Origin of the sequence: Pseudomonas sp. FP2309 (genome assembly GCF_030687575.1) — a bacterium.
Classification (GTDB): Bacteria; Pseudomonadota; Gammaproteobacteria; order Pseudomonadales; family Pseudomonadaceae; genus Aquipseudomonas.
Genome location: NZ_CP117439.1, coordinates 3811545 through 3834305 on the forward strand (window position 1 = coordinate 3811545; position 22761 = coordinate 3834305).

A 22761-nucleotide genomic window follows, 5' to 3' on the forward strand; every position below is an offset into this window, starting at 1 on the left:
TGATTGTACAGACCAACAGATGTTTCAGCGGAATGTGCCGGGCGCCTTGAATAACAGAGGCTGCGGCCGCACAGGTCGACACTGCAAGCTATCAAAGGTAAACAATTGCGGTCGTTCAATCAGGTAACCCTGAGCGTAATCCACACCAATTTCGAGTAAAGCCTGTTCGATTTGCGGTGTTTCAACAAACTCGGCAATTGTGCGCTTACCCATGACGTGGCCGATGTGGTTGATCACTTCGACCATGGCGCGGTTAATCGGGTCGTCCAGCATATCCTTTACGAAACTTCCATCGATCTTCAGGAAGTCTACAGGTAAATGTTTCAAATACGCGAACGAGGACATTCCGGCGCAAAAATCATCGAGTGAAAAATGGCAACCTAACGCTTTGAGTTCATTAATAAAACGAATCGCACTGCCCAAGTTCGCAATCGCACTGGTTTCAGTTATTTCAAAACAAATCATTTCTGGAGGGATGCTGTAACTCTCGAATTTCTCTCGTAAAAATCCTAAAAAATCATCATCGCCGATGGTTATTCCTGACAGATTAATCGCACACATGGCCATAGGCCGGGCCGGACGCTCGTGCATGCAACGGCCGATGATCTTGAATACGTTTTCCACCACCCAGCGATCCAGGGATGTCATCAAGCCATAACGTTCGGCGGCGGGAATAAAACTGTCGGGGAGGATAATTCGGCCCGCTTCATCATGCAGCCGCAGCAGGATTTCGATGTGTCCGTTGCCGGCATCCGTGTGGCCGAGTGGTGAAATTTCCTGGGCATACAGGCAAAACCGGTTCTCCTCCAAGGCCATGTGCAGGCGCTGGACCCAGGCCATCTCACCAAAGCGCAGGGACAGTTCGGAGTCATCGGAATGGTAGACCTGCACGCGGTTACGTCCCTTCTCCTTGGCCATGTAGCAGGCCATGTCGGCGGCGCGCAGCGAGGTCTCCAAAGTAGTCGGCGTGTTGGATGACAGATGCACCAGACCAATGCTCACGGTGGTCATGAACGGCCGGCCCTTCCACACAAAATGCAGGTTTTGCACGGTATGCCGCAGGCTCTCGGCGATTTTTTCCGCCACCGACGCCGGGCAGTTCTCCAGCAGGATGCCGAACTCATCCCCCCCCAGACGCGCCAGGGTGTCGCCTTCACGCAGATCCGATTGCAGCAACGCGCAGATATGGCGCAGCAACTCATCGCCCGCCGCGTGGCCGCAGGTGTCGTTGACCAGCTTGAACTGATCCAGGTCCAGAAACATCAGCGCATGGCGCTCGCCCTGCTGGTGCCCGGCAGGGTGCAGCACCTGTTCCAGGCGATACTCGAATTCGCGGCGGTTGGCCAGGCCGGTCAAGGCGTCGTGGGTCGCCTGCCAGGACAGGTTGGCAATATATTGACGCTCCTGGGTCATGTCATGCAGCACCAGTACCGCACCGCTGATCTTGCCGGCGCTGCGGATAGGCGCGCCGACCAGCGTGACAGACACCGTGCTGCCATCCAGACGCTGGATGGTCTTGGCGTGCTCGCTGCCGCCGCGCAGTTGGCCCTTGACGATGTGTTCGATCAGGGTAAAGCCGTCGGGCTGGGCATCGTCATCCAGCAGGCTGAACAATGCTGCCAGGGGCAGGCCCTGGGCCTGGGCGGAGTTCCAGTGAGTGAGCGCCTCGGCCGCCGGGTTCATGTAGGCGATCGCTCCGTCTACGTCAGTGGTGATCACCCCATCGCCGATCGACTCCAGTGTGATCTGGGCCCGTTCTTTCTCCTGCTGCAGAGCGTCGGCAAATGCATGGCGCTGGGCCAACAATTTATGGGTGCGCAGCAGCGCCAGCACGATCAGCCCCAGCGCAGTGGCCAGGTTGGTGATCAGCAGCAGCCGCAGAATCATGCGCGAGCCCTCGCCCAACGCATCGCTGAAGGCTTTGGCGGCGGGTGTCACGCCCTCATTGATGGCCGTGATATGCGCCTTCCATCGCCGTACGTCGTTGGCGCTGACTTGGTCGCGGCTGATCGCGTCGTGCATCTCCCGCGCCAGGTCGTCCAGTTGAATCAGGTAACCATCACCAATGGTCCACAGTTCGATGGCTTTTTCCAGGTAACTGAAGTGCCGAAAATTGAGGTACAGCCAGATCAGGCTGGGGACGTCATCAGCGTGGTTGCCGCCTTTGAGGATGCCTTGGCGCGCCGCAGAGAGGTCAGGACGAGGTCGGTCCAGGGCGATACGCAGTTCATGCCCGCCCTGGGGCACGGCAATCGCCTGCTGGTATTTGAGGTAGGTGGCTTGATCACGGTTATCGGCGTAGAGCGTCAGGTAATAGATCGCGTCCTTCTGGCCCTTGGACCACAAGCTCTCGCCGCCCACATAACCACGTACCGCTGAAAGCACGTAGAGGCTGACGCAACCCAACAATGCCTGAAACAGAACGACAGCGATGAAAGGCCAGACGATGCCCAACAGCCGAGGCGTTCCGAGAGTCCGCTTTTGCTTCATGAAGTCCCTTGCATATGCACTGCTGGATACGCACGCAAACATCCGCTTCCGATGGCACAGACTAGGCTAAATCAGCGCACTTGTTGCAAGTGTCCATACAGTTTGGCGTAAAGACCACCGTCGGCGATCAATTGCTGGTGATCGCCATCCTCAGCGATATGACCGCCGTCGAACACCAGGACTCGATCCGCCTGCTTAACGGCCGACAGACGGTGGGCAACGATCAGTGTAGTACGCCCACTGAGAAACCGCGCCAGGGCCTGATGCAGGTTGTATTCGGTGGCGGCATCCAGTGCGGACGTGGCTTCGTCGAGTATCACCACCTTCGGCTCGGCCAGCACCATGCGCGCAATTGCCAGGCGTTGGCGCTGCCCCCCGGAGAAACGTACACCGGAACGCCCCACCACACTGTCCAGACCCAGTGGCAGGGCTTTGACGGTGGCGTCCAGTTGGGCAATTTCCAGCGCCTGCCAGCAGGCCTGGTCACTGCGCTCGCGGCCCATGGTCAAGTTGGCACGCACGGTGTCGTTGAACAGCGCCGGGTGTTGCAGCACCACCGCAACATGCTCGCGGATGGTCTCCAGGCCGATCTCCTGCTGGGTTGCACCACCAAATCGGATGCTGCCCGCCTGGGGCGTGTACAGCCCGAGCAGCAACTGCACCAGGGTGCTTTTGCCACCGCCGCTGGCGCCGACAATCGCGACTTTTTCACCCGGGGCAATCTGCAGGTGCAACTGGTTGAGTACCAGCTCGTCGCCATAACCAAAGTCGAGGCCGCGTACCTCGATGCCAACGGTCTGATGCCCGGTGAACGGGTCGGCGCCACCGGCATATTGCGGCTCGTCGGCACGCGCCAGCAGCTCATTGATGCGACTCAACGCGCCGCCCGCGGCGTAATAGGCGTATTGCAGATTCAGCAACTGCTCCACCGGGCCGATCATGAACCATAAGTAGCTGAACACCGCGAGCATCTGGCCGATGGACAGGTCGGAAAACAGCACAGTGAGCATCGCTGCCGCACGGAAGATGTCGATACCGAACTGGAACAGCAGCCCGCTGGCACGGCTGGACGCATCGGTTTTCCACTGGGAATGGATCGCATAATCGCGCACTTCCTGGGCACGCTGGCCCAGACGCCCGAGGAAAAAGCCCTGGCGGTTGCCCGCGCGGACTTCCTGTATGGCGTCGAGCGTTTCAGTCAGGGCCTGGGTGAAGCGCGAGGTGCTGTCGTTTTCCAGTTTCTTGAGGTGTTTGACGCGCTTGCCTAACTGCACCGTGGCGTAGATCACCAGCGGGTTGAACAGCAGGATCAGCAATGCCAGTTGCCAATGCATCCACACCAGGATCGCCGAAGTGCCGACCAGGGTCAGCATGGCGACCAGGAAGCGGCTGAGGGTTTCACCGACGAATTTATCCAGGGTATCCAGATCGGTCACCAGATGGGTGGTGACCGTGCCGCTGCCCAGGCTTTCGTATTCGCCCAGGGAGATGCGTTTGAGGCGCTCGATCAGGCGCACGCGGATGCGGTACACGATGTCTTTGGCCAGTCGCGCAAACAGCCGCGCCTGCACCACGTTGAACACCAGCGCGCCGCAGCGCAGCAGCAGGGTCACCAGCAGCATCAGACCGATGTAGCCGGCGGCTTTCTGCCAAACCAGCGGCAACGCGTGGTTCATCATCTTGAGCGCAGCATCACCATGGCCCAGCAGGACTTCGTCCACCAGCAACGGCAACAGCAGAGGAATCGGCACGCTGCACAGGGTCGCCAACACGGCGACGCCATTGGCGATCCACAGGGACTTTTTGTGACGCAGGGCCAGGCGGCGAATTTCCGCCCAGGTCAGGCGATCCGTGCGTTTGGGCTCATCAGGCACAGGTCGCTCTCTCCAGCCATCGAGCGAGCAGCGGTGACAGCTCGGACAGCGGCTGATAGCCGTTGGTGAGCAGTGCCAACTGACCATTGCGCTCAGCCAGCAAGGTCGGGAACCCGGCGATGCCCAGATCCTGCACCCAGGTGAAATCCGCCGCCGTGGCAGCGTGTTGCTCGGCACGGTCAAACTCGCCGGCGAATTCGATACGCGGGATGCCTGCCTGTTCGGCCAGTTCCACCAACACGCTGGCGAGGGTCACGTCGCGGCCCTCGACATAAAATGCGTGCTGGATGAGCCCAAGCAGCGTCCACGCACAATCCGGCGCCAGGCTGCGTGCCGTGACAAGGGCCCGGCACGCCGGCTCAGTGTCATACACAAAACCATCGGGCAGCGCACCTTCACGTTTGAACGGCTGGCCGGTGGCGTCGGTGACCGCCTGCCAGTGCTCAAGAATGTAGCGCCGGGTGGTCGGCTCCAGCGCAGCGCCGCTGCCGGTGCGCAAACCGCCCACCACCAGGTGCACGTCGACGCCGGCCGCCTGGGCCTGCTCAATCAGCGCCTGCGCCACCGGGGCAAAGCCCCAGCACCAGGAACACATCGGGTCCATTACATAGAGCAGGCGCGCGGACATGGGTCAGACCTCGGAAGGGGTTTGCTTGTAGTTGAAGCCAATCGGGTGCGGCATATTGCGGGCCTTGGCCAGCTCAATCTGCTTTTGCCGGTCGATCGCGCTGCGACGGGTTTTCTCCGGCAGCTTATCCCAGCAATGCGGACAACTGATGCCGGCCACATAGTGCTCGGACGCGCGGTCTTCGACGCTTACGGGTGTGCGGCAGGCATGACATTGATCGTAGTCGCCTTCGCTCAAGTCGTGACGCACGGTCACGCGATTATCGAAAACAAAGCAGTCGCCCTGCCATTTGGTCTCTTCCTGCGGCACCTCTTCAAGGTACTTCAGGATCCCGCCCTTAAGGTGGTACACCTCATCGAAGCCTTCGCTGAGCATATAGCTGGAGGCCTTCTCGCAACGAATGCCACCGGTGCAGAACATGGCGACTTTCTTGTGTCTGGCCGGATCGAAGTTGGCTTTGATGTAGTCGGGAAATTCGCGAAAACTGGTGGTCTTCGGGTCGACCGCGCCTTCAAAGGTACCGATGGACACTTCGTAGTCGTTACGGGTGTCGATTAACAGCACTTCCGGGTCGCTGATCAACGCGTTCCAGTCTTTGGGGTCGACGTAGGTGCCGACTTTTTTGTTCGGGTCGACGCCTGCGACGCCCAGAGTCACGATCTCTTTCTTGAGCTTGACCTTGGTGCGGTAGAACGGCTGGTCATCGCAGTACGACTCTTTGTGGTCGATGTCGTCCATGCGAGGGTCGTTCTTCAACCAGGCCATCAGGCCGTCGATGCCTTCGCGGCTGCCGGAAACGGTGCCGTTGATGCCTTCTTCGGCGATCAGCAAAGTGCCTTTGATGCCGTTGTCGACCATCGCCTGCAGCAGGGGCTCGCGCAGGGCGACGTAATCTTCGAGGGTGACGAACTTATACAGTGCCGCCACGACAATCGGTTGAGTCATGGGTGTTCTCTCCAGGTGGCTACCCTCGTAAGGGGTGAACCGGATAACGGCAGTTGCAGGTTTTTAGCTGCAGGCTGCAAGTAAAAGCAAAAAAAACGCGCCGACTGAGCGGCGCGTGGGGATTCTAACAAGAAGGAAGCTACGTGCGGTAAGAGTGCTTCAATCTTGTCGTTGGCAACTGAACACGTTCCGCTGCTTCACTCTCCCCCTGCGCAGGTCGGCGAGGCCGGCGCTGCGTCGATGGTCGCCCATTCTTCGGGCGTATAGGTATGCAGCGCCAGGGCATGAAACTCGCTCATCAGGTCACCCAGGGTGGCGTAGACCTTCTGGTGGCGCTTGACGCGGTTGAGCCCCTCAAACTGCTGGCTGACCAGCACGGCCTTGAAGTGGGTCTGCAACCCACGGCTGTGCATATGGCTTTCATCCAGCACGCTCATGTGTTGAGGCTCCAGAGCGGCGAGCGTCGTTTCGATACGCTGTTGCATGGTCATTCCTGCTTACTTCTTCTTGGCCGGTGCGGCGGCTTTTGGCGCCAGCTCGTTGGTCATGTCTTCCAACAGCTTGTTGACCACCGGCACTGCGCTTTCCAGCTTGGCCTGGGTCATCTGGGCCGATTGCTGGGTCAACTGCGGCATTTTTTCCAGGACTTTCTTGCCCAGTGGCGACTGGTAGAAAGCGACCAGGTCCTTGAGCTCGGACTCGCTGAAGTTGGTGGTGTAGAGCTTGACCATGTCCGGCTTCAGCTTCGGCCAGCCGATGGCCTGGTCGAGAGCGGCGTTGGCCTTGGCCTGGTAGCTGTCCAGTACGGACTGCTTGGTGGCCGGTGCCTTGGTCTGTTCGAAACGCTGGGCGAACATCTGCTGCACTTGCATGTACACCGGGGTACCCAGCTTGTCGGCATGGGCCAGGGTCAGGAAGGCTTCGGCACTGGCGTTGTGGCTGGCGGTATCGGCAAGAACCTGGCCGCTGGCGCATACCAGAGCAACCGCGGTACAGATGGCACGAAGACGAGTCATCGAGTTTCCTTTCTAGCTGGCGGGGTCAGTCCCCAAGGGCGCCCATTCTGCGCCTAAAAAAGCTTGCGGCTCAACCCCGAGCCTTATCGGCCGTGGATTGGCCGATGAAACGTCTTTTGAGGGAACCCACTTGGCCGATCACGGCCTAAACTGCGCTGACTGACTTCAAGGAGAGTGCCCGATGAGCCGTATCGAAACCGACAGTCTGGGAGAAGTAGCCGTCCCGGATGACGCCTACTGGGGTGCCCAGACCCAACGCTCACTGGTGAATTTCGCCATCGGCGAACAACGCATGCCCCTGGCGGTGCTGCACGCCCTGGCCCTGATCAAAAAGGCCGCCGCACGGGTCAACGACCGCAACGGCGACCTGCCCGCCGACATCGCCCGCCTGATCGAACAGGCCGCTGATGAAATTCTCGACGGCCAGCACGACGACCAGTTTCCTCTGGTGGTCTGGCAGACCGGCAGCGGCACTCAAAGCAATATGAACGCCAACGAAGTGATCGCCGGCCGCGCCAACGAGCTGGCGGGCAACCCGCGCGGTGGCAAAAGCCCGGTGCACCCCAACGATCACGTGAACCGCTCCCAGAGCTCCAACGATTGCTTCCCCACGGCCATGAGCATTGCGGCGGTGCAAGCGGTGCATGAACGCTTGTTGCCGGCGATCGCCTGCCTGTCCGGCGGTTTGGCGGAACTGGCCGCGCGGCATATGAAGCTGGTCAAGACCGGTCGCACCCACATGATGGATGCGACGCCAATTACCTTCGGCCAGGAACTCTCCGCGTTTATCGCCCAACTCGATTACGCCGAACGCGCCGTGCGCAGCGCCCTGCCCGCTGCCTGCGAGCTGGCCCAGGGTGGCACGGCGGTGGGCACCGGGCTGAATGCGCCCCATGGCTTTGGCGAGGCGATTGCCTCAGAGCTGGCCGCCCTCTCCGGATTGCCGTTTGTAACCGCACCGAACAAGTTCGCCGCCCTGTCCGGCCACGAGCCACTGGTGACCCTGCACGGCGCCCTGAAAACCCTGGCCGTGGCCCTGATGAAAATCGCCAACGACCTGCGCCTGCTGGGCTCGGGCCCGCGTGCCGGGTTGGCGGAGGTCAAACTGCCGGCCAACGAGCCGGGCAGTTCGATCATGCCGGGCAAGGTCAACCCGACCCAGTGTGAAGCGCTGTCGATGCTGGCCTGCCAGGTGCTGGGCAATGACGTGACCATCGGCATTGCCGCCAGCCAGGGGCATTTACAGTTGAACGTGTACAAGCCGGTAATCATCCACAACCTGCTGGAATCGATCCGACTGCTGGCCGACGGCTGCAATAACTTCCAAGAGCATTGCATTGCAGGCCTTGAACCGGACGCCGGGCAAATGGCCGATCACTTGGAGCGCGGGCTGATGCTGGTGACGGCGCTGAACCCGCATATCGGCTATGACAAGTCGGCGGAGATCGCCAAGAAAGCCTACGCCGAAGGGCTGACGCTACGCGAGGCGGCCTTGGCGCTGGGCTACCTCACGGATACGGAATTCGATCAGTGGGTACGCCCGGAAAACATGCTCGGCAGTTGACCTTACGAAGCCATGCGCAGCCGCCGGGCCTTGAGCCCGGCGAGCAGCGACGGTGCCAGCGCGACCGTCGCCGAGCCCAGCACCACCACCAGTGCGCCGAAGTAACCCAGGGCGTTGATCTCTTCGGCCTGCACGTAGTCCGGCCACCACCACGCCGCCAACGCCACCGCAACAAACGTCACCAGCGGCGTGAGGGCCAGGGTCGCACTCACCCGCGAGGCCTCCCAATGTGCCAGCGCCTCAGCAAACGCACCGTACGCCACCAGGGTATTCATGCAGCACGCCAGCAACAGCCAGCCTTGCAGCGGGCTCAGTTGCAGCGCCTCCAGCGGATGCGCCCACGGCGTGAGCAGCAAGGCGCAGGTCAGGTAGATCACCATCATCACTTGCAGCGAATTCCACACGGTCAGCAGTTGCTTCTGGCCCAGGGCGTAGAACACCCAGACCGACGTCGCCAGCAGAATGGTCAGCACGCCGGCGGTGTAGGCGCCCAGGGACGTGAGCAGTTCCTCCAGGCGTTGGTTGAAGAACAACCCGAAGCCTGCAATCAACACGATCAGGCCAAGTACCTGCCCGCGACTGAAACGCTCCTTGAATACGAACACACTGGCGACCATCAAAAAGATCGGGCCCATCTGCACCACCAACTGGGCCGTGCCGGGGCTGAGCAGCTTGAGACCGACCAGGTACAACACGTAATTGCCCACCAGGCCGCACACCGCCATCGCCACCAGCCAGCCGCCTTTAGGACCCAGCACCTTGCGGCTGGGCAAACGCTTGGTGGCCGCGAGGTAAACGAACAGCAGGCTGCCGGCGACCGTCAGGCGAAACCAGGTCACGGTGATCGGATCCATCACCTGCAGCACCTGTTTGAGTTTGATCGGCAGGATGCCCCAAAGCAGCGCGGTCAACAGGGTCAATAAAAAACCGTAGACCCAGCGACCGGAAGAGATATGCATGAATGCCCCAAAAGCCAAAGGTGGAAGAGCGGGCATTCTAGGGCGCTGCGGTGCGCTTTGGGTACAGGTCATTCCTCAAGCGGCTTCAGCCGTGGCTCATGGCACCCCCATGACCAGTACTCCGCTCCCGCTTATGGCCCCGGCGGCCGGCAGCGATGCCGCTCGCCGCACCAGCGAAAACGTCACATCGTCACCCCCGACGCTGTTGCTGATCTGAGTCAGGAACGATCCATTCACCGGAACGGCAACGCCGCCACGCACAAGGGCTGTACCCACTTGCGGGTTGCTCATCATCAGCAGCCGGGTGTCGAACGACGACCGGGTTCCCTTGTAAGTAATGGTGATTGGTGTGCTGATCCCGCCCTGGGGGCATGAGTAATTCAGCCTGCGATTGCTGATGATGGGGGTGGTCAGCGGGTCGCTGCCGATGGCCCGTTGATTGACCTCGCCGAAGTTGATTTCGATCGGGTTGTTATTGTTGATCGTGCAGGTCGACGGCGAGATGGTGAAATTGTTGTTGGCCAGGTAGGTGACGGCAAGCCGCGACGAACCGCTCCCCGAGTTGTTCGTCTGGGTCATGCGCAGCAGCCCCAGGTTGTCACCGACCCGGATGTTGATCGGATTCCCCGGACTATTACGCATCACTATGTAGGGCGCGACATTGATTGGATAGCCGACCCTGTTGTCCGGCAGCGTAGCCACCCGGATACCACCGGCCACCGGGTAGTTTCGGTACACACCGTTGACGCGCAGGCCCGTGCCTTCGGAGGCGAACTTCGGACCGGGTGTCCACGGAATACCGGCGGAACTGCCGGTGGCCCAATAGTCTTCGGCACGAGAAGGAGTTTGAGGGCCGGGCGTGTATCGACATTCGAGGTTCGCCCCTTCCATTAAGATTCGATTCTGGTTGGTATCCAGCCGAACATTCACAGGCACCTGCAAGTTGATATCCTGCCCCGCGCCTACCGTGATCCAGGGACCGCCATTCATACGACAGTCAACGGCGCCAGCCGTCGTAGCCACACCGGCAAGGAACAAAAGCGCCATGGCGCCAGCTGTTTTTTTCATGTTTATTTCTCGTCGCTCTGCCCTGTCCAGGCACAGCCTATGGATAGTCCAACGTGAAGGTTGAGGTCACCGAGTACGCCCCGTGCCCAATGGTTTGATCCCTGATCGCAGCCGGCTCGCCCTGCACATAGGCTTTGAGCTCGATCACGTTGCTGCCATCACTCAACGCCTGCCTGTCGCTTTCGGTATTCAAGGGCAACGGCTTATCGCCGAGTGTTTCCAGGCCGACCCCGATGCCCGAGGCACCACTGCCGGCGTCCAGCGCGAGCAAACCGGGAAGCTCGGGGTTTCCTGCACCGCCGAAGGTGATGGTCACCGAGTCGCCGATGGTGGTGTCGCAGTCTTCCAAGTGCAGCTTGAAACGCCTGCCCACCGAACGCGTGTTGATATAGAGGTACTTGCTGGTCAGGTCCCACAGTTCCAGGGTGATGGCCTCGTCACCGGGGCGCAGGGTGCAGGCTTCCTCTACCAGATTGCCCTTAAAACGCAGGTTGTCCGCTGCCTGTCCGAGCGGGATCAGGCCGCAGGAGAGCAGCAGGGCCAGTGCGCCCTTATGAACCCTTTCATGTCGCATAGACTCGACTCCTACTGGTATTCAGCCAACAACGTGGCCACCGCCGTGAATCCGGTGGGGCTCAGGATTGCGCCGGGCTGCTGGACGGGCACCACTTCCAATGTCGGCGGTGACGACAGAGTGATATCCAGGGGGGTATTGAGCGCAAACGGCTGGTTGTCCTGAAAAACCCGTATCCCCAGCGCAGGCGCGCTGGTCTGCACCGCCGAGCCGTCAAACTTGGTGGGTGTACCGTTGACGCTCAACTTCAACGCCCAAGGCAGCGTGTCGGTACCACAGCGGATGGTGTAACCCACGTGCTTGCGGTACCTCACGCCATCGACGCGCTTGACCCCCACATCGCCAAAGTCGACTTCAATGGTGTCGCCGCCATCAATCGTGCAGGGCGGTGGCTCATTCAACGTTCCGCTGAACGTCACGTTGGCCGACGCGCCGCCACACAGGCCGATGGCGCACAGGAAGAGCAGCGCTCGCTGCTGCCTGATTGTCATTGATCGTTCCTCTTTATCACGGCATCAGACGCCATCATTGATAATCGACCACCAGGGTGGCGGTCGCATCGAACGCCCCCCCGGTCAGTTGGCTACCGGCACGCTTGACGGGCACCGCCTGCACCACGGGGAAATCCGGATGGGTAAAGTTCACGGCGCTGTTCAACGGCCAGTCGGCGCCATTGACGAACAGCTTGACCCCTAGATCCGCCTTGCGGGTCGCAAGCACGCGGCTGTCGAACGCGGCGCCCGTGCCCTTGAGTTCCAGGGTCAAGGCGTTACTGAAGGGAGAATCACAGGTGACGGTGTAAGGCACCTCACGACGATAATTGACCCCATCGATCCGCGACGTCAGCAGGTCATTTCCAAACGGCACATCCAGCGTACCGCCGCCGTTGATGACACACGGCGGCGGCGCAACGATGACCGCGCGAATGATCAGACTGGTGTCGGCCTGTACCGCCTGGCAGGCCGCCCACAGCAAGGTGCCCCCGGCCAGAATGGCGCGCGAGCCGTTTGTGTTAACCATTGTTCTGCCCTTACTCATAGTTGAGCCTGAAGTCCACGACGGCCCTGAACGCTCCGCTGGTCAGGGGCGCGGCGGTGCGTGTGGGTTGAACCTTCCAGGTCTGGGTGGTAGCGCCCACGGCCAGGAACAGCGGTTGGCCCCTTGACCCCAACTGCACATCCCGCCCCAGCGCATCGGTCAGGCGCAGGCCCATCCCGGTGATGCCTTGCACCTTGACCAGTCGCGGGTCATCGGCATCGGCAGGTGCGATAAACGCCACCGACAACACCGGCTGATAGGCACTCCATGTCAGGTTTCCGGTACGTTCATTACGGATGCTGCCGGCGGTGCGCTGGCAATCATCGAAGCGCAGTTGAAAGGCCACCGGGTTCGCTTGATCGCCGGGGCGTTGCAACTGGCTGGTCGAGACATCTCCCAGGTCAATCGTTTGATTGACGGAGGTCATCTCCAGGCTGCAAGGGCTTTCATGCAGCGACCCGAGCACGTTCAGCATGCCATTCATACCCTCGACGTCCTGGGCCTTCGCCCATCCCGTCAGCATCAGTAACAGGCCACCGAGTACTTTCACGGTGTTCGACTTCATGACGTTCTCCATCCCCAGACGTTACTCATTGGACGGTGCTACCTGGCAGGTTTCGCCACGGCAGGTGAAGGCCAGCAACGGACGTCCGCCGTAGTCATTCACGTAGCTCAAGTAGGGAGCAGTTCCCAATGCCGTCGCAGAGGGTTTCAATTTCAGCGAGCCTTTGGGCGCAACCATCATGGGCTCGAAGCCCGCCACGGTTTTACCGTCCTTGGTGCTGCGGGCATCCACCAGGGTCACGTAGTAAGGCGTGGGGTTGTTAACGGTGTAGTGGTCGCCCTCGCGAGTCAGGGTGAGCTTTTCCTGCCAAGGGTTGGACAGGTCCTGCTGGCTCGGCTCAATGGCCTGCGGCCGATAGAACAACTTGATGCGGGTCTGCAGGGCAATTTGCAGGGTGTTGGATTTGTCGCTGCGCGGCGGAATCTCCCGCAGGTTGAAGTAGTACACCGTTTCCCGGTCCTGCGGCAGCAACCTGGCCGCCGGCAAGGCCTGCACCTTGACCTGGCTTTGCTTGCCGGGCTCCAGCCGCTGCACCGGTGGCAGTACGATCAGCGGCGTGGTGATTTTCTGGCCGGTTTCATCTTCAATCCAACCCTGGGCCAGGTACGGCAACTGAGTGTTGTTATTGGTGATGTTCACGCTGGTAGCCTGTTTGCCGCCGTCGAAAATCACGCGGGTACGATCCAGGCCGACAGCGGCGCTGGCATTTTGGATAAAGCCAGGCCCCAGCAGCGCAAAGGCCAGGACGATGAGGCACGTGTTCGGCATCATGAGGATGTGTTCTCCGTATCGATAGGCGTCCCGGTCAATACGGCCGGGTCGGGTGAAGGTTGATCGGCGGCCAATAGCTGGCAGCCCAGGTTCAGCGCATCGGTCAGGCCATCGGCGGGCAAAATGGTCGGCAGCGTGAGGGTGCAACGCTCGGCACCTCCCCAACTGACGATCATCCGTTCGCCAGCCTGAATCCCGCTCAGGTAGACATGACCGTCGTCATTCACAATGCCGGTGTCCTGCTGCTTGAGGTTTTTCACCGTGGCGCCGAAGGGCGGTGCGCTGCTGTCCGGCAGGCGCAGCACCGCCATGGCTTTGTCACCGGAAATCACTTGCAGCGAGCGATAACCGATGGCGCCCTCGGTGAGCGTCAGTTGTGTCACGGATTGGGTGGCTTCGACATTGCCGGGCAAACGCTCCAGATCGACACTGGCGGAGGTGCGCTGATAGCTGCCGATGTCGGCAATCACCGCCTTGCCAAACGCATTACTGCGGGTCGGCGAGCCGTAACCGCGCACCGGCACATCGGGCACACCCGCGGTGTCGATCATCAACCGGGTACCGCCGGTGCTTTGAGTACGATGCAGGGCCGCACCGTAAGGGGTGAGCGTGGCACCGCCACGTGCGGACACGCCGAGGCTGCTGTAAGCGCCCTTTTGCGTACTGGCACTCAGATCAATGTCGGCCCCGTCCCCCATGTGGCTCAAATAACCACTGGCCGACTGGTTGCTCGCACCGATCTGGTAACTGTTGCGCTCATCCAGGCGATCGCTGTAGCGCGTGGCCAATGAGTTTTTACCCGCAGCGCTGTTGGCATCCATCGACAGGGTGCCGGTGCGCCCCAGCGGCAGGCTGACCATAAGCGACAGGCCGTTGTCCTTATAGTTGTAGTCCTCGCTGCGGTACATGTTCAGGGACAGGCTCATGTTTTTCACCGTGCCCACATTGAAGTAGCGCGACACCGACAGATTCCAGCGCTGGGTGTCCGAGCGATTCCAATACGTCTGCTTGTTGTAACTGGCATAGACGGTGGTGCCCAGGTCGCGAAACTGCTTGTTCAGTGTCACGGTATAAAGGGCTTTGCTGGCGCCAAGCGGCTTCCAGTTGTCGCGTTCCACACCGTACTCATCACGGCTGCCGCGTTCGCCGTTGAGCCCGTAATAACGAGCGTCCAGGTATTCACTCATGCTCAGGAAGTTTTCCTGGGAGAACCGGTAACCGGCAAACGTCACCTGACTGTCGTAGTCTTCAAAGTTCTTCGAGTATTGAAGGCGCAACGACTTGCCCGAGAGGCTTTCATTCCAGACGCTGGCCCGCGATTGCGTCACGTCCAGCGAGACGGCGCCGAACGCCAGCAGGTCGCGCCCTGCCCCCACTGACAGTGCCCGGTAGTTGTTATCGGTGATGCCGCCGCCGAACAAGGACCAACCGTTACTGATCCCCCAGGAGAACTCGCCGGAAGCAAACGTATCGCCGTCAGCACCGTGTTGAAGTCGACTCGGTCGCCCACTCGCCAACTTGTAACGAACCTGGCCGGGACGTGTCAGGTAGGGAACGCCCGCCGTATCGATCTGGAAGGTGTGGACCGACCCGTCCTGCTCTTCGACCCGCACATCCAGGGTGCCCGTCACCGCGTCATTGAGGTCCTGGATACGAAAAGGCCCCGCCGCAACCAGGGTTTCATACAGCACACGGCCCTGCTGGCTGACGATCACCTTGGCATTGGTTTTCGCCACCCCGACCACTTCCGGCGCGTAACCTCGCAGGTTGGGGGGCAACTGGCTTTCATCTGAGTTGAGCGCGGCACCGGTAAAACGGAAGCTGTCGAACAGGTCCGAATACAGGTAGTTCTCACCCAGCATCAAACGGGCGCTCAGCCCTGGCAGCGCGCGATAGGCGTAATAACGGCTCCACTCCAGCTTCTGGGGCCCGGCCGCCGACTCGCGACCGTTTTCGACACGCCCCTGCCAATCCGCCCGCAGGCGCCAGGCCCCGGCATTGGCCCCCACCGTGCCGTTGCCACTCAGGTTTTTGCGCTGGCCGTCATTGCGCTGGAAGATCGACTGCGCCGTCAGGTTGTAGTCAACCAGCAAGCCCGGTACGCCATCATCCCAGCGTGACGGCGGATCCCAGTTGATCGCGTTGTAGCGAAGGTAAGCCTGGGGCAGGCTGATGCTCAGCGTGGACGTGGCCAGGTCTGCACTCACCTGCGCGCCCGGCAAGCCTTGAACATCAAGGCATTCCCCATCTCGCCACGCTGCAAGGCCAGCGGCGTGTGCGGCCTTGAGGCCCAGTTGCTCCACCAGGGTGGGCGAGACACACGCCTGACTGCCCTTTGGATCATCGTCGGGGGGATAGAACGTCACTGATTGTTCGGAAACAGGCTGGGCGTTGACCTGCACAACCATTGAGTAAGTGCCCGGCAGAATAAACCCGCTGCGCGCAAACCGGGACAAGTCAATATTGCGGCGATCACTCAGGTCAAGCACGTCAGTATTGAACTCGATATCCCCTGCACCCAATGCCGTTCCGGCCAACGACATCAACCCTCCCAACAGACTTGGGCGAAACGTCTGTCTGACTTTCGATGTATTCAACATGCAAGCAATCCATCACTGTTCAAAAGTATTCCAACCTGAACCGCACGGCGGCACTGTGGGGCCCGACGACCAGTGGCAATCCGTTGCCGACCAAATTGAGCGTGTAGTGAAGGGTCATATCGCCTTCACTCAATGGCCTGGGTGCCATCCGTTCACCCGGCACGCTTTCCTGACCGGCGGAATCGACGATATGCAGGGCAACGCCCTGTGAGCCGCCGAAGACCGCGAATGAGCGCCCGCTCCGATCGGTCGGGCCGTCAAACGTCACTTGCATGTGCTGCCAATCCGGCAACGTCTCGCCTGGACGCGAAGGGTCGGGACGCGTCAACGTGCAATTGACCAGGCGCAACTGGAAGGGATGTGTTTCACCCTGCGCGTTTCGCAGCAGCCGCCCCACCGGCTCAGCAGGCATCTCGACGGTTTGATCGAGGCTGCTCAGCTCCAGCCCACAGGCTGAATCAACCACCTCGCCACCTAACGTGACGGCCCCCTCGCCCTGGGAAGACGACTGCGCGAAAACGCAAGGGCCAATGAGCGCCGTCAATGAGAAGGCGATCGGGATATGTATGGATATGTTCACGTGGACCTCCCGCCAGCGTGCCCCCGCCACAGACAGTGGCGGGGGCAGAACTTACTGATAGGCCAGAGTGAAATTGGCGACTGCGCTGAAGTCCCCGGGAACGATGTCCCCCGTGGCGACGCCTTGCACATAGGCACCGAATTCCAGGGTGTTATCGCCGGCACTGATTGGCTGCGGGGCGGTTGGCACGCCTAACTGCACAGGGCTGCCGCCGTGAGTCATCATGATGCCGACGCCGCCGGCGCCGCCCACGGTACCGATAGCACCCGGCACTGTGTTTGAAGGTGCCCCGGTGAAGGTGGTGGTCACGGTGTTATCGGTGAGCCCGGCCAGATCGCAGCCTTGCAGTTCGATCAGCACAGGTCGGGCCTCGGACTTGCCACCGGCTTGCAATTGATGTTTGGCAATGGCGCCCAGGTTAACGGTTTGATCAACGGACTCAGGCTTGATAGAGCACGCGCCCGAATGAACCGAGCCCAAAAACGTCACCGTTCCCTGCGACGCCTGCGCAACAGACAACGAACCAGCCAACACACAGGCAGACAACAGCGCAACGTTAAATATCGTTTTCATTCACAGTTTCCCACTTAACAAGTGTCATTAAAAAGCGCCGCCACAGACGGGCAAAGCGCTAACTAACCAGCGGTTTTAAACAATGCGTTTGCTCGGCCAGCCGTGTTCGCCTTTGCAACTTTTTCACTGCGAAATCAGGCCGCCGATCAACGGCATGCAAGTTCCCACTCCACACTTGAATAAACAACCCAGCGACGTCAGATGGTCGCGTAGGCAAACTGCATCACGATGCATAGGAAACTTATTGCTTCCTACAAAAATATTAAGAACGTCTGAAGGACGCGGACTACATATGTTTAATTAAAACTGATGTTCAACGGAAAAACTCCACAAGAAAAAAACGACGCTTTTAAACATTTCAGCCTTGTTAAATTCCAAGCCGTTAATAACTGACTGATAAATGGAAGATATAGAAAAGGGGGAGCAAGCTCCCCCTTTATAGTTGTCGGGTGCCACAGCGCCTGAGTGCGCTAGCGCACCGCCTCGAACAACCCCGTCGCGCCCATGCCACCGCCCACACACATGGTGACGATGCCGTAACGCAGGTTGCGCCGCTGCAACTCCCGCACCAGATGCCCGACTTGCCGCGAGCCGGTCATGCCAAACGGATGGCCGATGGAGATGGAACCACCGTTGACGTTGTACTTGGCATTATCGATGTCCAGGCGATTGCGGGCGTAGAGGCACTGGGACGCGAACGCTTCATTGAGCTCCCACAGGTCGATATCCGCCACCTGCAAGCCGCGCGCCTTGAGCAACTTGGGCACCGAGAACACCGGGCCGATGCCCATCTCATCCGGCTCGCAACCGGCCACCGCGAAACCGCGGAAGAAAGCCTTGGGCTTGAGTCCCAGCGCCAGGGCTTTTTCCAGGCTCATGACCAGGGTCATCGACGCGCCATCGGACAACTGCGAAGAGTTGCCCGCCGTCACCGAGCCATCTTCGGCGAACACCGGTTTCAGGCCCTGCAGACTGGCAAGGGTGGTGTCGGGACGATTGCAGTCGTCACGATCGACCACGCCGTCGAGGATCTGCACCGCGCCGGTGGCCTTGTCCTCGACCTTGTACTTGACCGCCATGGGCACGATTTCATCATCGAACAAGCCGTCGGCCTGAGCCTGGGCGGTGCGCTGCTGGCTTTGCAGGGCGTAAAGGTCTTGTTCCTCGCGGCTGACGTTATAGCGGCGCGCGACGATTTCGGCGGTCTGGCCCATGGGGAAGTAAATGCCTGGCACCTGCTCTTTGAGCAACGGGTTGATCAGGTTGTCGGTGTTGACGCTTTTCATGGTCAGGCTGATGGACTCGACACCCCCGGCGACGATGATGTCGCTGCACCCCGACGCGATCTGGTTCGCCGCGATGGCGATTGCCTGCAGCCCCGAGGAACAGAAGCGGTTGAGGGTCATCCCTGCCGTGCCGGTACCCAGTTGCGACAGCACCGCTACGTTGCGCCCGATGTTATAGCCCTGGGCACCTTCGTTCGAGCCGGCGCCGACAATGCAGTCTTCCACCGCGGCCGGGTCGATGCCATTGCGCGTCAGCAGCGCATTGACGCAATGGGCCGCCATGTCATCCGGACGGGTCTGGTTGAACTTGCCACGAAAGGACTTGGCCAGGCCGGTTCGCACGCTGTCGACGATCACTACTTCACGCATGGGCTACCTCGATCTTGTGGTTTTTGGGAGATGGATCGAGGATAGATCCGCACCCCGGCAACCGCGACGATCATTCATCACGTAGATGCAAAAGCATGGCGAGAGGGGCGAATCGCAGTGGTGGGGATGAGCGGGCGTATTGTGGTGAGCGAGCTCACCACAGGGGGCTTCGCATCGGCCGTGGGGTTACTTCTTTTTCTTCTTGTCGTGTTTGTCGGACTGCTCGAACGCTTCTTCCAGCGCCAGGTTGATGGTGCGCAGTACCTTGACCCGCGCCCAGCGCTTGTCATTGGCTTCCACCAGGGTCCAGGGCGAGATTTCGGTGCTGGTGCGGTCGACCATATCGCCCACGGCGGCACGGTAATCGTCCCATTTATCGCGGTTTCGCCAGTCGTCCTCGGTGATCTTGAAACGCTTGAAGGGGATTTCTTCACGGGCCTGGAAGCGTTCCAGTTGGGTCTGCTTATCGATCGCCAGCCAGAACTTGACCACGATCACCCCAGCATCGCGCAGTTGTTCTTCAAAGTCGTTGATCTCGCCATAGGCGCGCATCCAGTCCGCCGGGGCGCAGAAGCCTTCGATACGCTCCACCAGCACGCGGCCATACCAGGAGCGGTCGAACACGGTGAACATGCCGCGCGCCGGGATTTTCTGCCAGAACCGCCACAGGTAGGGCTGCGCGCGTTCGTCCTCACTCGGCGCGGCAATCGGCACGATATGGTATTGACGCGGGTCCAGGGCCGCCGCCACCCGGCGAATCGCGCCGCCCTTGCCGGCCGCATCGTTGCCTTCGAACACGGTGATCAACGCGTGTTTGCGCATACGTTTGTCGCGCATCAGACCGGACAGACGCGCCTGTTCGGTAATCAACTGTTCTTCGTAATCGTCCTTTTCCAGGCGCTGGGTCAAGTCGAGGCTGTCCAGCAGGCTCTTCTTGTCCACCGCTGCTATCAGCGGCGCCGGGTTCATGCCGCTGGCTTTGCGCTTGGGCAATTTGAGCGCATTCTGCATGCCTTCGAGCAGCAACTTGCCCACCGTGAGGCTGCGGTAGTTGCTGTCCACGCCTTCAATCACATGCCACGGCGCATAGTCGCGACTGGTGCGGCGCAGGATACGTTCACCAAAGTGCACGAACTTGTCGTAGGTCTTCGACTGTTGCCAGTCCAGCGGGCTGATGCGCCAGCTGTGCAGCGGATCGTCGGCCAGAGCCTTGAGGCGTGCCTTCATCTGCTTTTTGGAGAGGTGAAACCAGAACTTGAAGATCAGCGCGCCTTCGTCGCAGAACATTTTTTCCAGACGCTCGGCACCGGCAATCGCCTGGTCGAGCCGCGCATCCTTGATGTGCCCGTGTACACGGCCTTGCAGCATCTGGCTGTACCAGTTGCCAAAAAACACACCCATGCGGCCTTTGGCGGGTAGCTGGCGCCAGTAACGCCAGGCCGGTGGCCGCGCCAGTTCTTCGTCGGTCTGCTGGTCGAAGGTGCGCACTTCTATCAGGCGCGGGTCCATCCATTCGTTCAGCAACTTGACCGTTTCGCCCTTGCCGGCGCCTTCGACGCCATTGATCAGGATGATCACCGGAAAGCGCTTTTGCTGTTGCAGCTCATACTGCACCTCCAGCAGGGCCTCGCGCAGCGCGGGCACTTCGGCGTCGTAGGTGTCTTTGTCGATGGCGTGACCGATTTCGGCGGATTCGAACATGGGCAGCTCCGTTTCAAGATGGCTCAAGACTAGCGGATTGGGCAGCACCACGCGGGAGGAAATTCCACACACGCTTGCCATGGGTCAATTGATTGCCTGTTGATCAGCTAGAATGGCCGCCTTGCCTTTGCCTGCTTTATTTTCGATGAGCCGCCCATGAACCCCGTATCCCACGCCCAGCTCGACTGGGATGAACAAGGTCGCCCGCACTCGCGGGTATTCGACGACGTGTACTTCTCCGACAAGTCCGGCCTTGAAGAAACCCGCTATGTGTTCCTGGAACAGAACCGCTTGCAGGCGCGCTTTGCCGCCCTGCCGGCCGATGGGCGCCTGGTGATCGGCGAGACCGGTTTCGGCACCGGGCTGAACTTCCTCTGCGCCTGGCAGTTGTTCGAGCAGCACGCCGTGACCGGGGCACGCCTGCATTTTGTCAGCGTGGAAAAATACCCCCTGAGCCACGCCGACCTGCAACGGGCATTGGCTCTGTGGCCTGAGCTGCAGCCCTTCGCCGCCCAATTACTGGCCCAGTACGTCGCCATCCATCAGGGCTTCCAACGCCTGATTCTGGACGGCGGCCGTGTCACCCTGACCCTGCTGATCGGCGACGCCATGGAACAGTTGCCACAACTGGACGCACAGATCGACGCGTGGTTTCTCGACGGCTTCGCCCCGGCGAAAAACCCCGACATGTGGACCGCCGAGCTGTTCGCCGAACTGGCGCGGCTGACCGCACCCGGTGCAACCATCAGCACGTTCACCAGCACCGGCTGGGTACGCCGCCTGATCAATGCCGCCGGGTTCAAGATGAAGCGCACCCCCGGCATCGGCCATAAGTGGGAGATTCTGCGCGGTGAATTCGTCGGCTGGCCCGAAGCGACAGCCTTGCCTCCCGCCACCGCTCCATGGTTCGCACGGCCTGCGCCACCTGCCGGCGAACGCCGCGCCCTGGTGATCGGCGGCGGCATGGCCGGTTGCACCACCGCCGCCAGCCTGGCGGCCCGGGGCTGGCAGGTGAACGTGCTCGAGCGCCACGATGGACTGGCCCAGGAAGCTTCCGGCAACCCCCAGGGCGTGCTCTATCTCAAACTCTCCGCCCACGGCACCGCGCTGTCGCAATTGATCGTCAGCGGTTTCGGCCACACCCGCCGGTTGCTGGAACAGCTGCAACGCGGGGTGGACTGGGATGACTGCGGTGTGCTGCAGCTGGCGTTCAACACCAAAGAAGCCGAGCGTCAGGCCCAGTTGGCCGCCGCGTTCCCGAGCGACTTGCTGCACCCGGTGGACGCCACGCAAGCCGCAGCCCTGGCGGGTGTGCCGCTGGAGCACGGCGGGCTGTTTTATCCTGAAGGCGGTTGGGTGCATCCCCCCGCTTTGTGCCAATGGCAGGCGCGCCATCCAGCGATCACGGTGCAGGTGCATCACGATGCCCTTACCCTGCAACGGGTCGATGGCCAATGGCAGGCCCATGATGGCGAGCGCCTGCTGGCCAGCGCGCCGGTGGTGGTGCTGGCCGGCGCCGCCGAGATCAAGCGCTTCCCTTTCAGTGCCGAGTTGCCACTCAAGCGTATTCGCGGGCAAATCACGCGTTTGCCCGCCACCGCCGAGAGCCGGCGCTTGAGTACCGTGGTCTGCGCACAAGGCTATGTCGCCCCCGCGCGCCTGGGCGAACACACCCTCGGCGCCAGCTTCGATTTCAATAGCGATGACCTGACGCCGACCCATGCCGAGCATGTGGGCAACCTGGCGTTGCTGCAGGAAATCTCCGCCGATCTACTGCACGCATTGCACGTCGACAGCCTGCCGATCGAGGCCCTGGAGGGCCGCGCTGCGTTTCGTTGCACCAGCCCCGATTACCTGCCGATTGTCGGGCCATTGGCCGACGCAGCGGCGTTTACCGAGGCATATGACGTACTCGCCAGGGATGCCCGGCAAGTTCCCGACACGCCCTGCCCCTGGCTGGAGGGCGTGTACATCAATAGCGGCCACGGCTCACGCGGCCTGATCACCGCGCCGCTGGCCGCCGAGCTGCTGGTGGCGTGGCTGGAGAACGAACCGCTGCCGCTGCCCGCCGCCGTGGCCCATGCCTGCCATCCGAACCGCTTTGCGCTGCGCGAACTGATCCGCGGCAAACGCCGGCCGGCGCCGTGAGCCGTGAGCCGT

The 22761-nt window shown here is 60.9% G+C and carries 20 protein-coding genes; 2 read left to right on the plus strand and 18 right to left on the minus strand.

Going from position 1 to position 22761, the window contains the following annotated elements; genetic code table 11:
• Positions 1–24: 24 nt before the first annotated feature.
• The 6 genes from PSH59_RS17475 to PSH59_RS17500 form a co-directional block, all read right to left on the minus strand.
• Positions 25–2490: an EAL domain-containing protein gene (locus PSH59_RS17475; RefSeq protein ID WP_305393305.1), complete on the minus strand. Its 2466-nt coding sequence runs from the start codon at positions 2488–2490 to the stop codon at positions 25–27.
• A gap of 71 nt (positions 2491–2561) precedes the next feature.
• Positions 2562–4364: an ABC transporter ATP-binding protein gene (locus tag PSH59_RS17480; RefSeq protein ID WP_305393306.1), complete on the minus strand. Its 1803-nt coding sequence runs from the start codon at positions 4362–4364 to the stop codon at positions 2562–2564.
• Entirely contained in the window at positions 4357–4992 is a 636-nt protein-coding gene (locus tag PSH59_RS17485; protein WP_305393307.1) for a DsbA family protein, read from the minus strand. The genes PSH59_RS17480 and PSH59_RS17485 overlap by 8 nt, the downstream gene beginning before the upstream one ends.
• Before the next feature lie 3 nt (positions 4993–4995).
• The gene (locus PSH59_RS17490; protein ID WP_248077748.1) at positions 4996–5937 is read right to left on the minus strand and encodes a rhodanese-related sulfurtransferase; all 942 of its coding nucleotides are present in this window, start codon (positions 5935–5937) and stop codon (positions 4996–4998) included.
• Positions 5938–6134: 197 nt separating this feature from the next.
• Positions 6135–6428: a BolA family transcriptional regulator gene (locus PSH59_RS17495; protein WP_248077749.1), complete on the minus strand. Its 294-nt coding sequence runs from the start codon at positions 6426–6428 to the stop codon at positions 6135–6137.
• Between the two features lie 6 nt (positions 6429–6434).
• Complete coding sequence (locus PSH59_RS17500; RefSeq protein WP_248077750.1) at positions 6435–6953, minus strand: DUF2059 domain-containing protein; 519 nt, start codon at positions 6951–6953, stop codon at positions 6435–6437.
• A 181-nt stretch (positions 6954–7134) separates the two neighbouring features.
• On the opposite strand from PSH59_RS17500, the gene PSH59_RS17505 reads away from it, so the two are divergent.
• Positions 7135–8517, plus strand: a complete 1383-nt coding sequence (locus tag PSH59_RS17505; RefSeq protein WP_248077751.1) for a class II fumarate hydratase — start codon at positions 7135–7137, stop codon at positions 8515–8517.
• Positions 8518–8519: 2 nt separating this feature from the next.
• Here PSH59_RS17505 and PSH59_RS17510 read toward each other — a convergent pair whose 3' ends face one another.
• The 12 genes from PSH59_RS17510 to pap all read right to left on the minus strand — a co-directional run bounded on the left by PSH59_RS17510 (position 8520) and on the right by pap (position 20601).
• Positions 8520–9476 carry a DMT family transporter gene (locus PSH59_RS17510; RefSeq protein WP_248077752.1) on the minus strand — a complete coding sequence of 319 codons (957 nt, stop codon included), beginning with the start codon at positions 9474–9476 and terminating at the stop codon, positions 8520–8522.
• 96 nt (positions 9477–9572) lie between these two features.
• The gene (locus tag PSH59_RS17515) at positions 9573–10544 is read right to left on the minus strand and encodes a fimbrial protein (RefSeq protein WP_305393308.1); all 972 of its coding nucleotides are present in this window, start codon (positions 10542–10544) and stop codon (positions 9573–9575) included.
• Positions 10545–10581: 37 nt separating this feature from the next.
• The gene (locus tag PSH59_RS17520) at positions 10582–11118 is read right to left on the minus strand and encodes a fimbrial protein (RefSeq protein ID WP_305393309.1); all 537 of its coding nucleotides are present in this window, start codon (positions 11116–11118) and stop codon (positions 10582–10584) included.
• Between the two features lie 11 nt (positions 11119–11129).
• Positions 11130–11609 carry a fimbrial protein gene (locus PSH59_RS17525; RefSeq protein ID WP_305393310.1) on the minus strand — a complete coding sequence of 160 codons (480 nt, stop codon included), beginning with the start codon at positions 11607–11609 and terminating at the stop codon, positions 11130–11132.
• Positions 11610–11643: 34 nt separating this feature from the next.
• Positions 11644–12138 carry a fimbrial protein gene (locus PSH59_RS17530; protein WP_248077759.1) on the minus strand — a complete coding sequence of 165 codons (495 nt, stop codon included), beginning with the start codon at positions 12136–12138 and terminating at the stop codon, positions 11644–11646.
• Between the two features lie 10 nt (positions 12139–12148).
• The gene (locus PSH59_RS17535; protein ID WP_248077761.1) at positions 12149–12721 is read right to left on the minus strand and encodes a fimbrial protein; all 573 of its coding nucleotides are present in this window, start codon (positions 12719–12721) and stop codon (positions 12149–12151) included.
• Positions 12722–12742: 21 nt separating this feature from the next.
• Positions 12743–13492 (minus strand): fimbria/pilus periplasmic chaperone, encoded by a 750-nt coding sequence (locus PSH59_RS17540; RefSeq protein WP_282445857.1) that lies wholly within the window; start codon positions 13490–13492, stop codon positions 12743–12745.
• Positions 13489–16092 carry an outer membrane usher protein gene (locus PSH59_RS17545; RefSeq protein WP_305393311.1) on the minus strand — a complete coding sequence of 868 codons (2604 nt, stop codon included), beginning with the start codon at positions 16090–16092 and terminating at the stop codon, positions 13489–13491. The genes PSH59_RS17540 and PSH59_RS17545 overlap by 4 nt, the downstream gene beginning before the upstream one ends.
• Before the next feature lie 19 nt (positions 16093–16111).
• Positions 16112–16672, minus strand: a complete 561-nt coding sequence (locus PSH59_RS17550) for a fimbrial protein (protein ID WP_248077765.1) — start codon at positions 16670–16672, stop codon at positions 16112–16114.
• A 51-nt stretch (positions 16673–16723) separates the two neighbouring features.
• Positions 16724–17245 carry a fimbrial protein gene (locus PSH59_RS17555; protein WP_248077767.1) on the minus strand — a complete coding sequence of 174 codons (522 nt, stop codon included), beginning with the start codon at positions 17243–17245 and terminating at the stop codon, positions 16724–16726.
• A gap of 470 nt (positions 17246–17715) precedes the next feature.
• Positions 17716–18900 carry a thiolase family protein gene (locus tag PSH59_RS17560; protein WP_248077769.1) on the minus strand — a complete coding sequence of 395 codons (1185 nt, stop codon included), beginning with the start codon at positions 18898–18900 and terminating at the stop codon, positions 17716–17718.
• A 186-nt stretch (positions 18901–19086) separates the two neighbouring features.
• Entirely contained in the window at positions 19087–20601 is a 1515-nt protein-coding gene (pap, locus tag PSH59_RS17565) for a polyphosphate:AMP phosphotransferase (RefSeq protein ID WP_305393312.1), read from the minus strand.
• Positions 20602–20757: 156 nt separating this feature from the next.
• Between pap and mnmC the strand changes: the two genes are divergently transcribed.
• Positions 20758–22749 carry a bifunctional tRNA (5-methylaminomethyl-2-thiouridine)(34)-methyltransferase MnmD/FAD-dependent 5-carboxymethylaminomethyl-2-thiouridine(34) oxidoreductase MnmC gene (mnmC, locus tag PSH59_RS17570; RefSeq protein WP_248077771.1) on the plus strand — a complete coding sequence of 664 codons (1992 nt, stop codon included), beginning with the start codon at positions 20758–20760 and terminating at the stop codon, positions 22747–22749.
• The last annotated feature ends 12 nt before the right edge of the window (positions 22750–22761 follow it).

What these genes read in the sequence shown, in the direction of transcription:
- PSH59_RS17475 (WP_305393305.1), bottom strand. Translation starts at nt 2,490, where the DNA reads ATGAAGCAAAAGCGGACTCTCGGAACGCCTCGGCTGTTGGGCATCGTC.
- PSH59_RS17485 (WP_305393307.1), bottom strand. Translation starts at nt 4,992, where the DNA reads ATGTCCGCGCGCCTGCTCTATGTAATGGACCCGATGTGTTCCTGGTGC.
- PSH59_RS17490 (WP_248077748.1), bottom strand. Translation starts at nt 5,937, where the DNA reads ATGACTCAACCGATTGTCGTGGCGGCACTGTATAAGTTCGTCACCCTC.
- PSH59_RS17495 (WP_248077749.1), bottom strand. Translation starts at nt 6,428, where the DNA reads ATGACCATGCAACAGCGTATCGAAACGACGCTCGCCGCTCTGGAGCCT.
- PSH59_RS17500 (WP_248077750.1), bottom strand. Translation starts at nt 6,953, where the DNA reads ATGACTCGTCTTCGTGCCATCTGTACCGCGGTTGCTCTGGTATGCGCC.
- PSH59_RS17505 (WP_248077751.1), top strand. Translation starts at nt 7,135, where the DNA reads ATGAGCCGTATCGAAACCGACAGTCTGGGAGAAGTAGCCGTCCCGGAT.
- PSH59_RS17510 (WP_248077752.1), bottom strand. Translation starts at nt 9,476, where the DNA reads ATGCATATCTCTTCCGGTCGCTGGGTCTACGGTTTTTTATTGACCCTG.
- PSH59_RS17515 (WP_305393308.1), bottom strand. Translation starts at nt 10,544, where the DNA reads ATGAAAAAAACAGCTGGCGCCATGGCGCTTTTGTTCCTTGCCGGTGTG.
- PSH59_RS17520 (WP_305393309.1), bottom strand. Translation starts at nt 11,118, where the DNA reads ATGCGACATGAAAGGGTTCATAAGGGCGCACTGGCCCTGCTGCTCTCC.
- PSH59_RS17525 (WP_305393310.1), bottom strand. Translation starts at nt 11,609, where the DNA reads ATGACAATCAGGCAGCAGCGAGCGCTGCTCTTCCTGTGCGCCATCGGC.
- PSH59_RS17530 (WP_248077759.1), bottom strand. Translation starts at nt 12,138, where the DNA reads ATGGTTAACACAAACGGCTCGCGCGCCATTCTGGCCGGGGGCACCTTG.
- PSH59_RS17535 (WP_248077761.1), bottom strand. Translation starts at nt 12,721, where the DNA reads ATGAAGTCGAACACCGTGAAAGTACTCGGTGGCCTGTTACTGATGCTG.
- PSH59_RS17540 (WP_282445857.1), bottom strand. Translation starts at nt 13,492, where the DNA reads ATGATGCCGAACACGTGCCTCATCGTCCTGGCCTTTGCGCTGCTGGGG.
- PSH59_RS17545 (WP_305393311.1), bottom strand. Translation starts at nt 16,092, where the DNA reads ATGTTGAATACATCGAAAGTCAGACAGACGTTTCGCCCAAGTCTGTTG.
- PSH59_RS17555 (WP_248077767.1), bottom strand. Translation starts at nt 17,245, where the DNA reads ATGAAAACGATATTTAACGTTGCGCTGTTGTCTGCCTGTGTGTTGGCT.
- PSH59_RS17560 (WP_248077769.1), bottom strand. Translation starts at nt 18,900, where the DNA reads ATGCGTGAAGTAGTGATCGTCGACAGCGTGCGAACCGGCCTGGCCAAG.
- pap (WP_305393312.1), bottom strand. Translation starts at nt 20,601, where the DNA reads ATGTTCGAATCCGCCGAAATCGGTCACGCCATCGACAAAGACACCTAC.
- mnmC (WP_248077771.1), top strand. Translation starts at nt 20,758, where the DNA reads ATGAACCCCGTATCCCACGCCCAGCTCGACTGGGATGAACAAGGTCGC.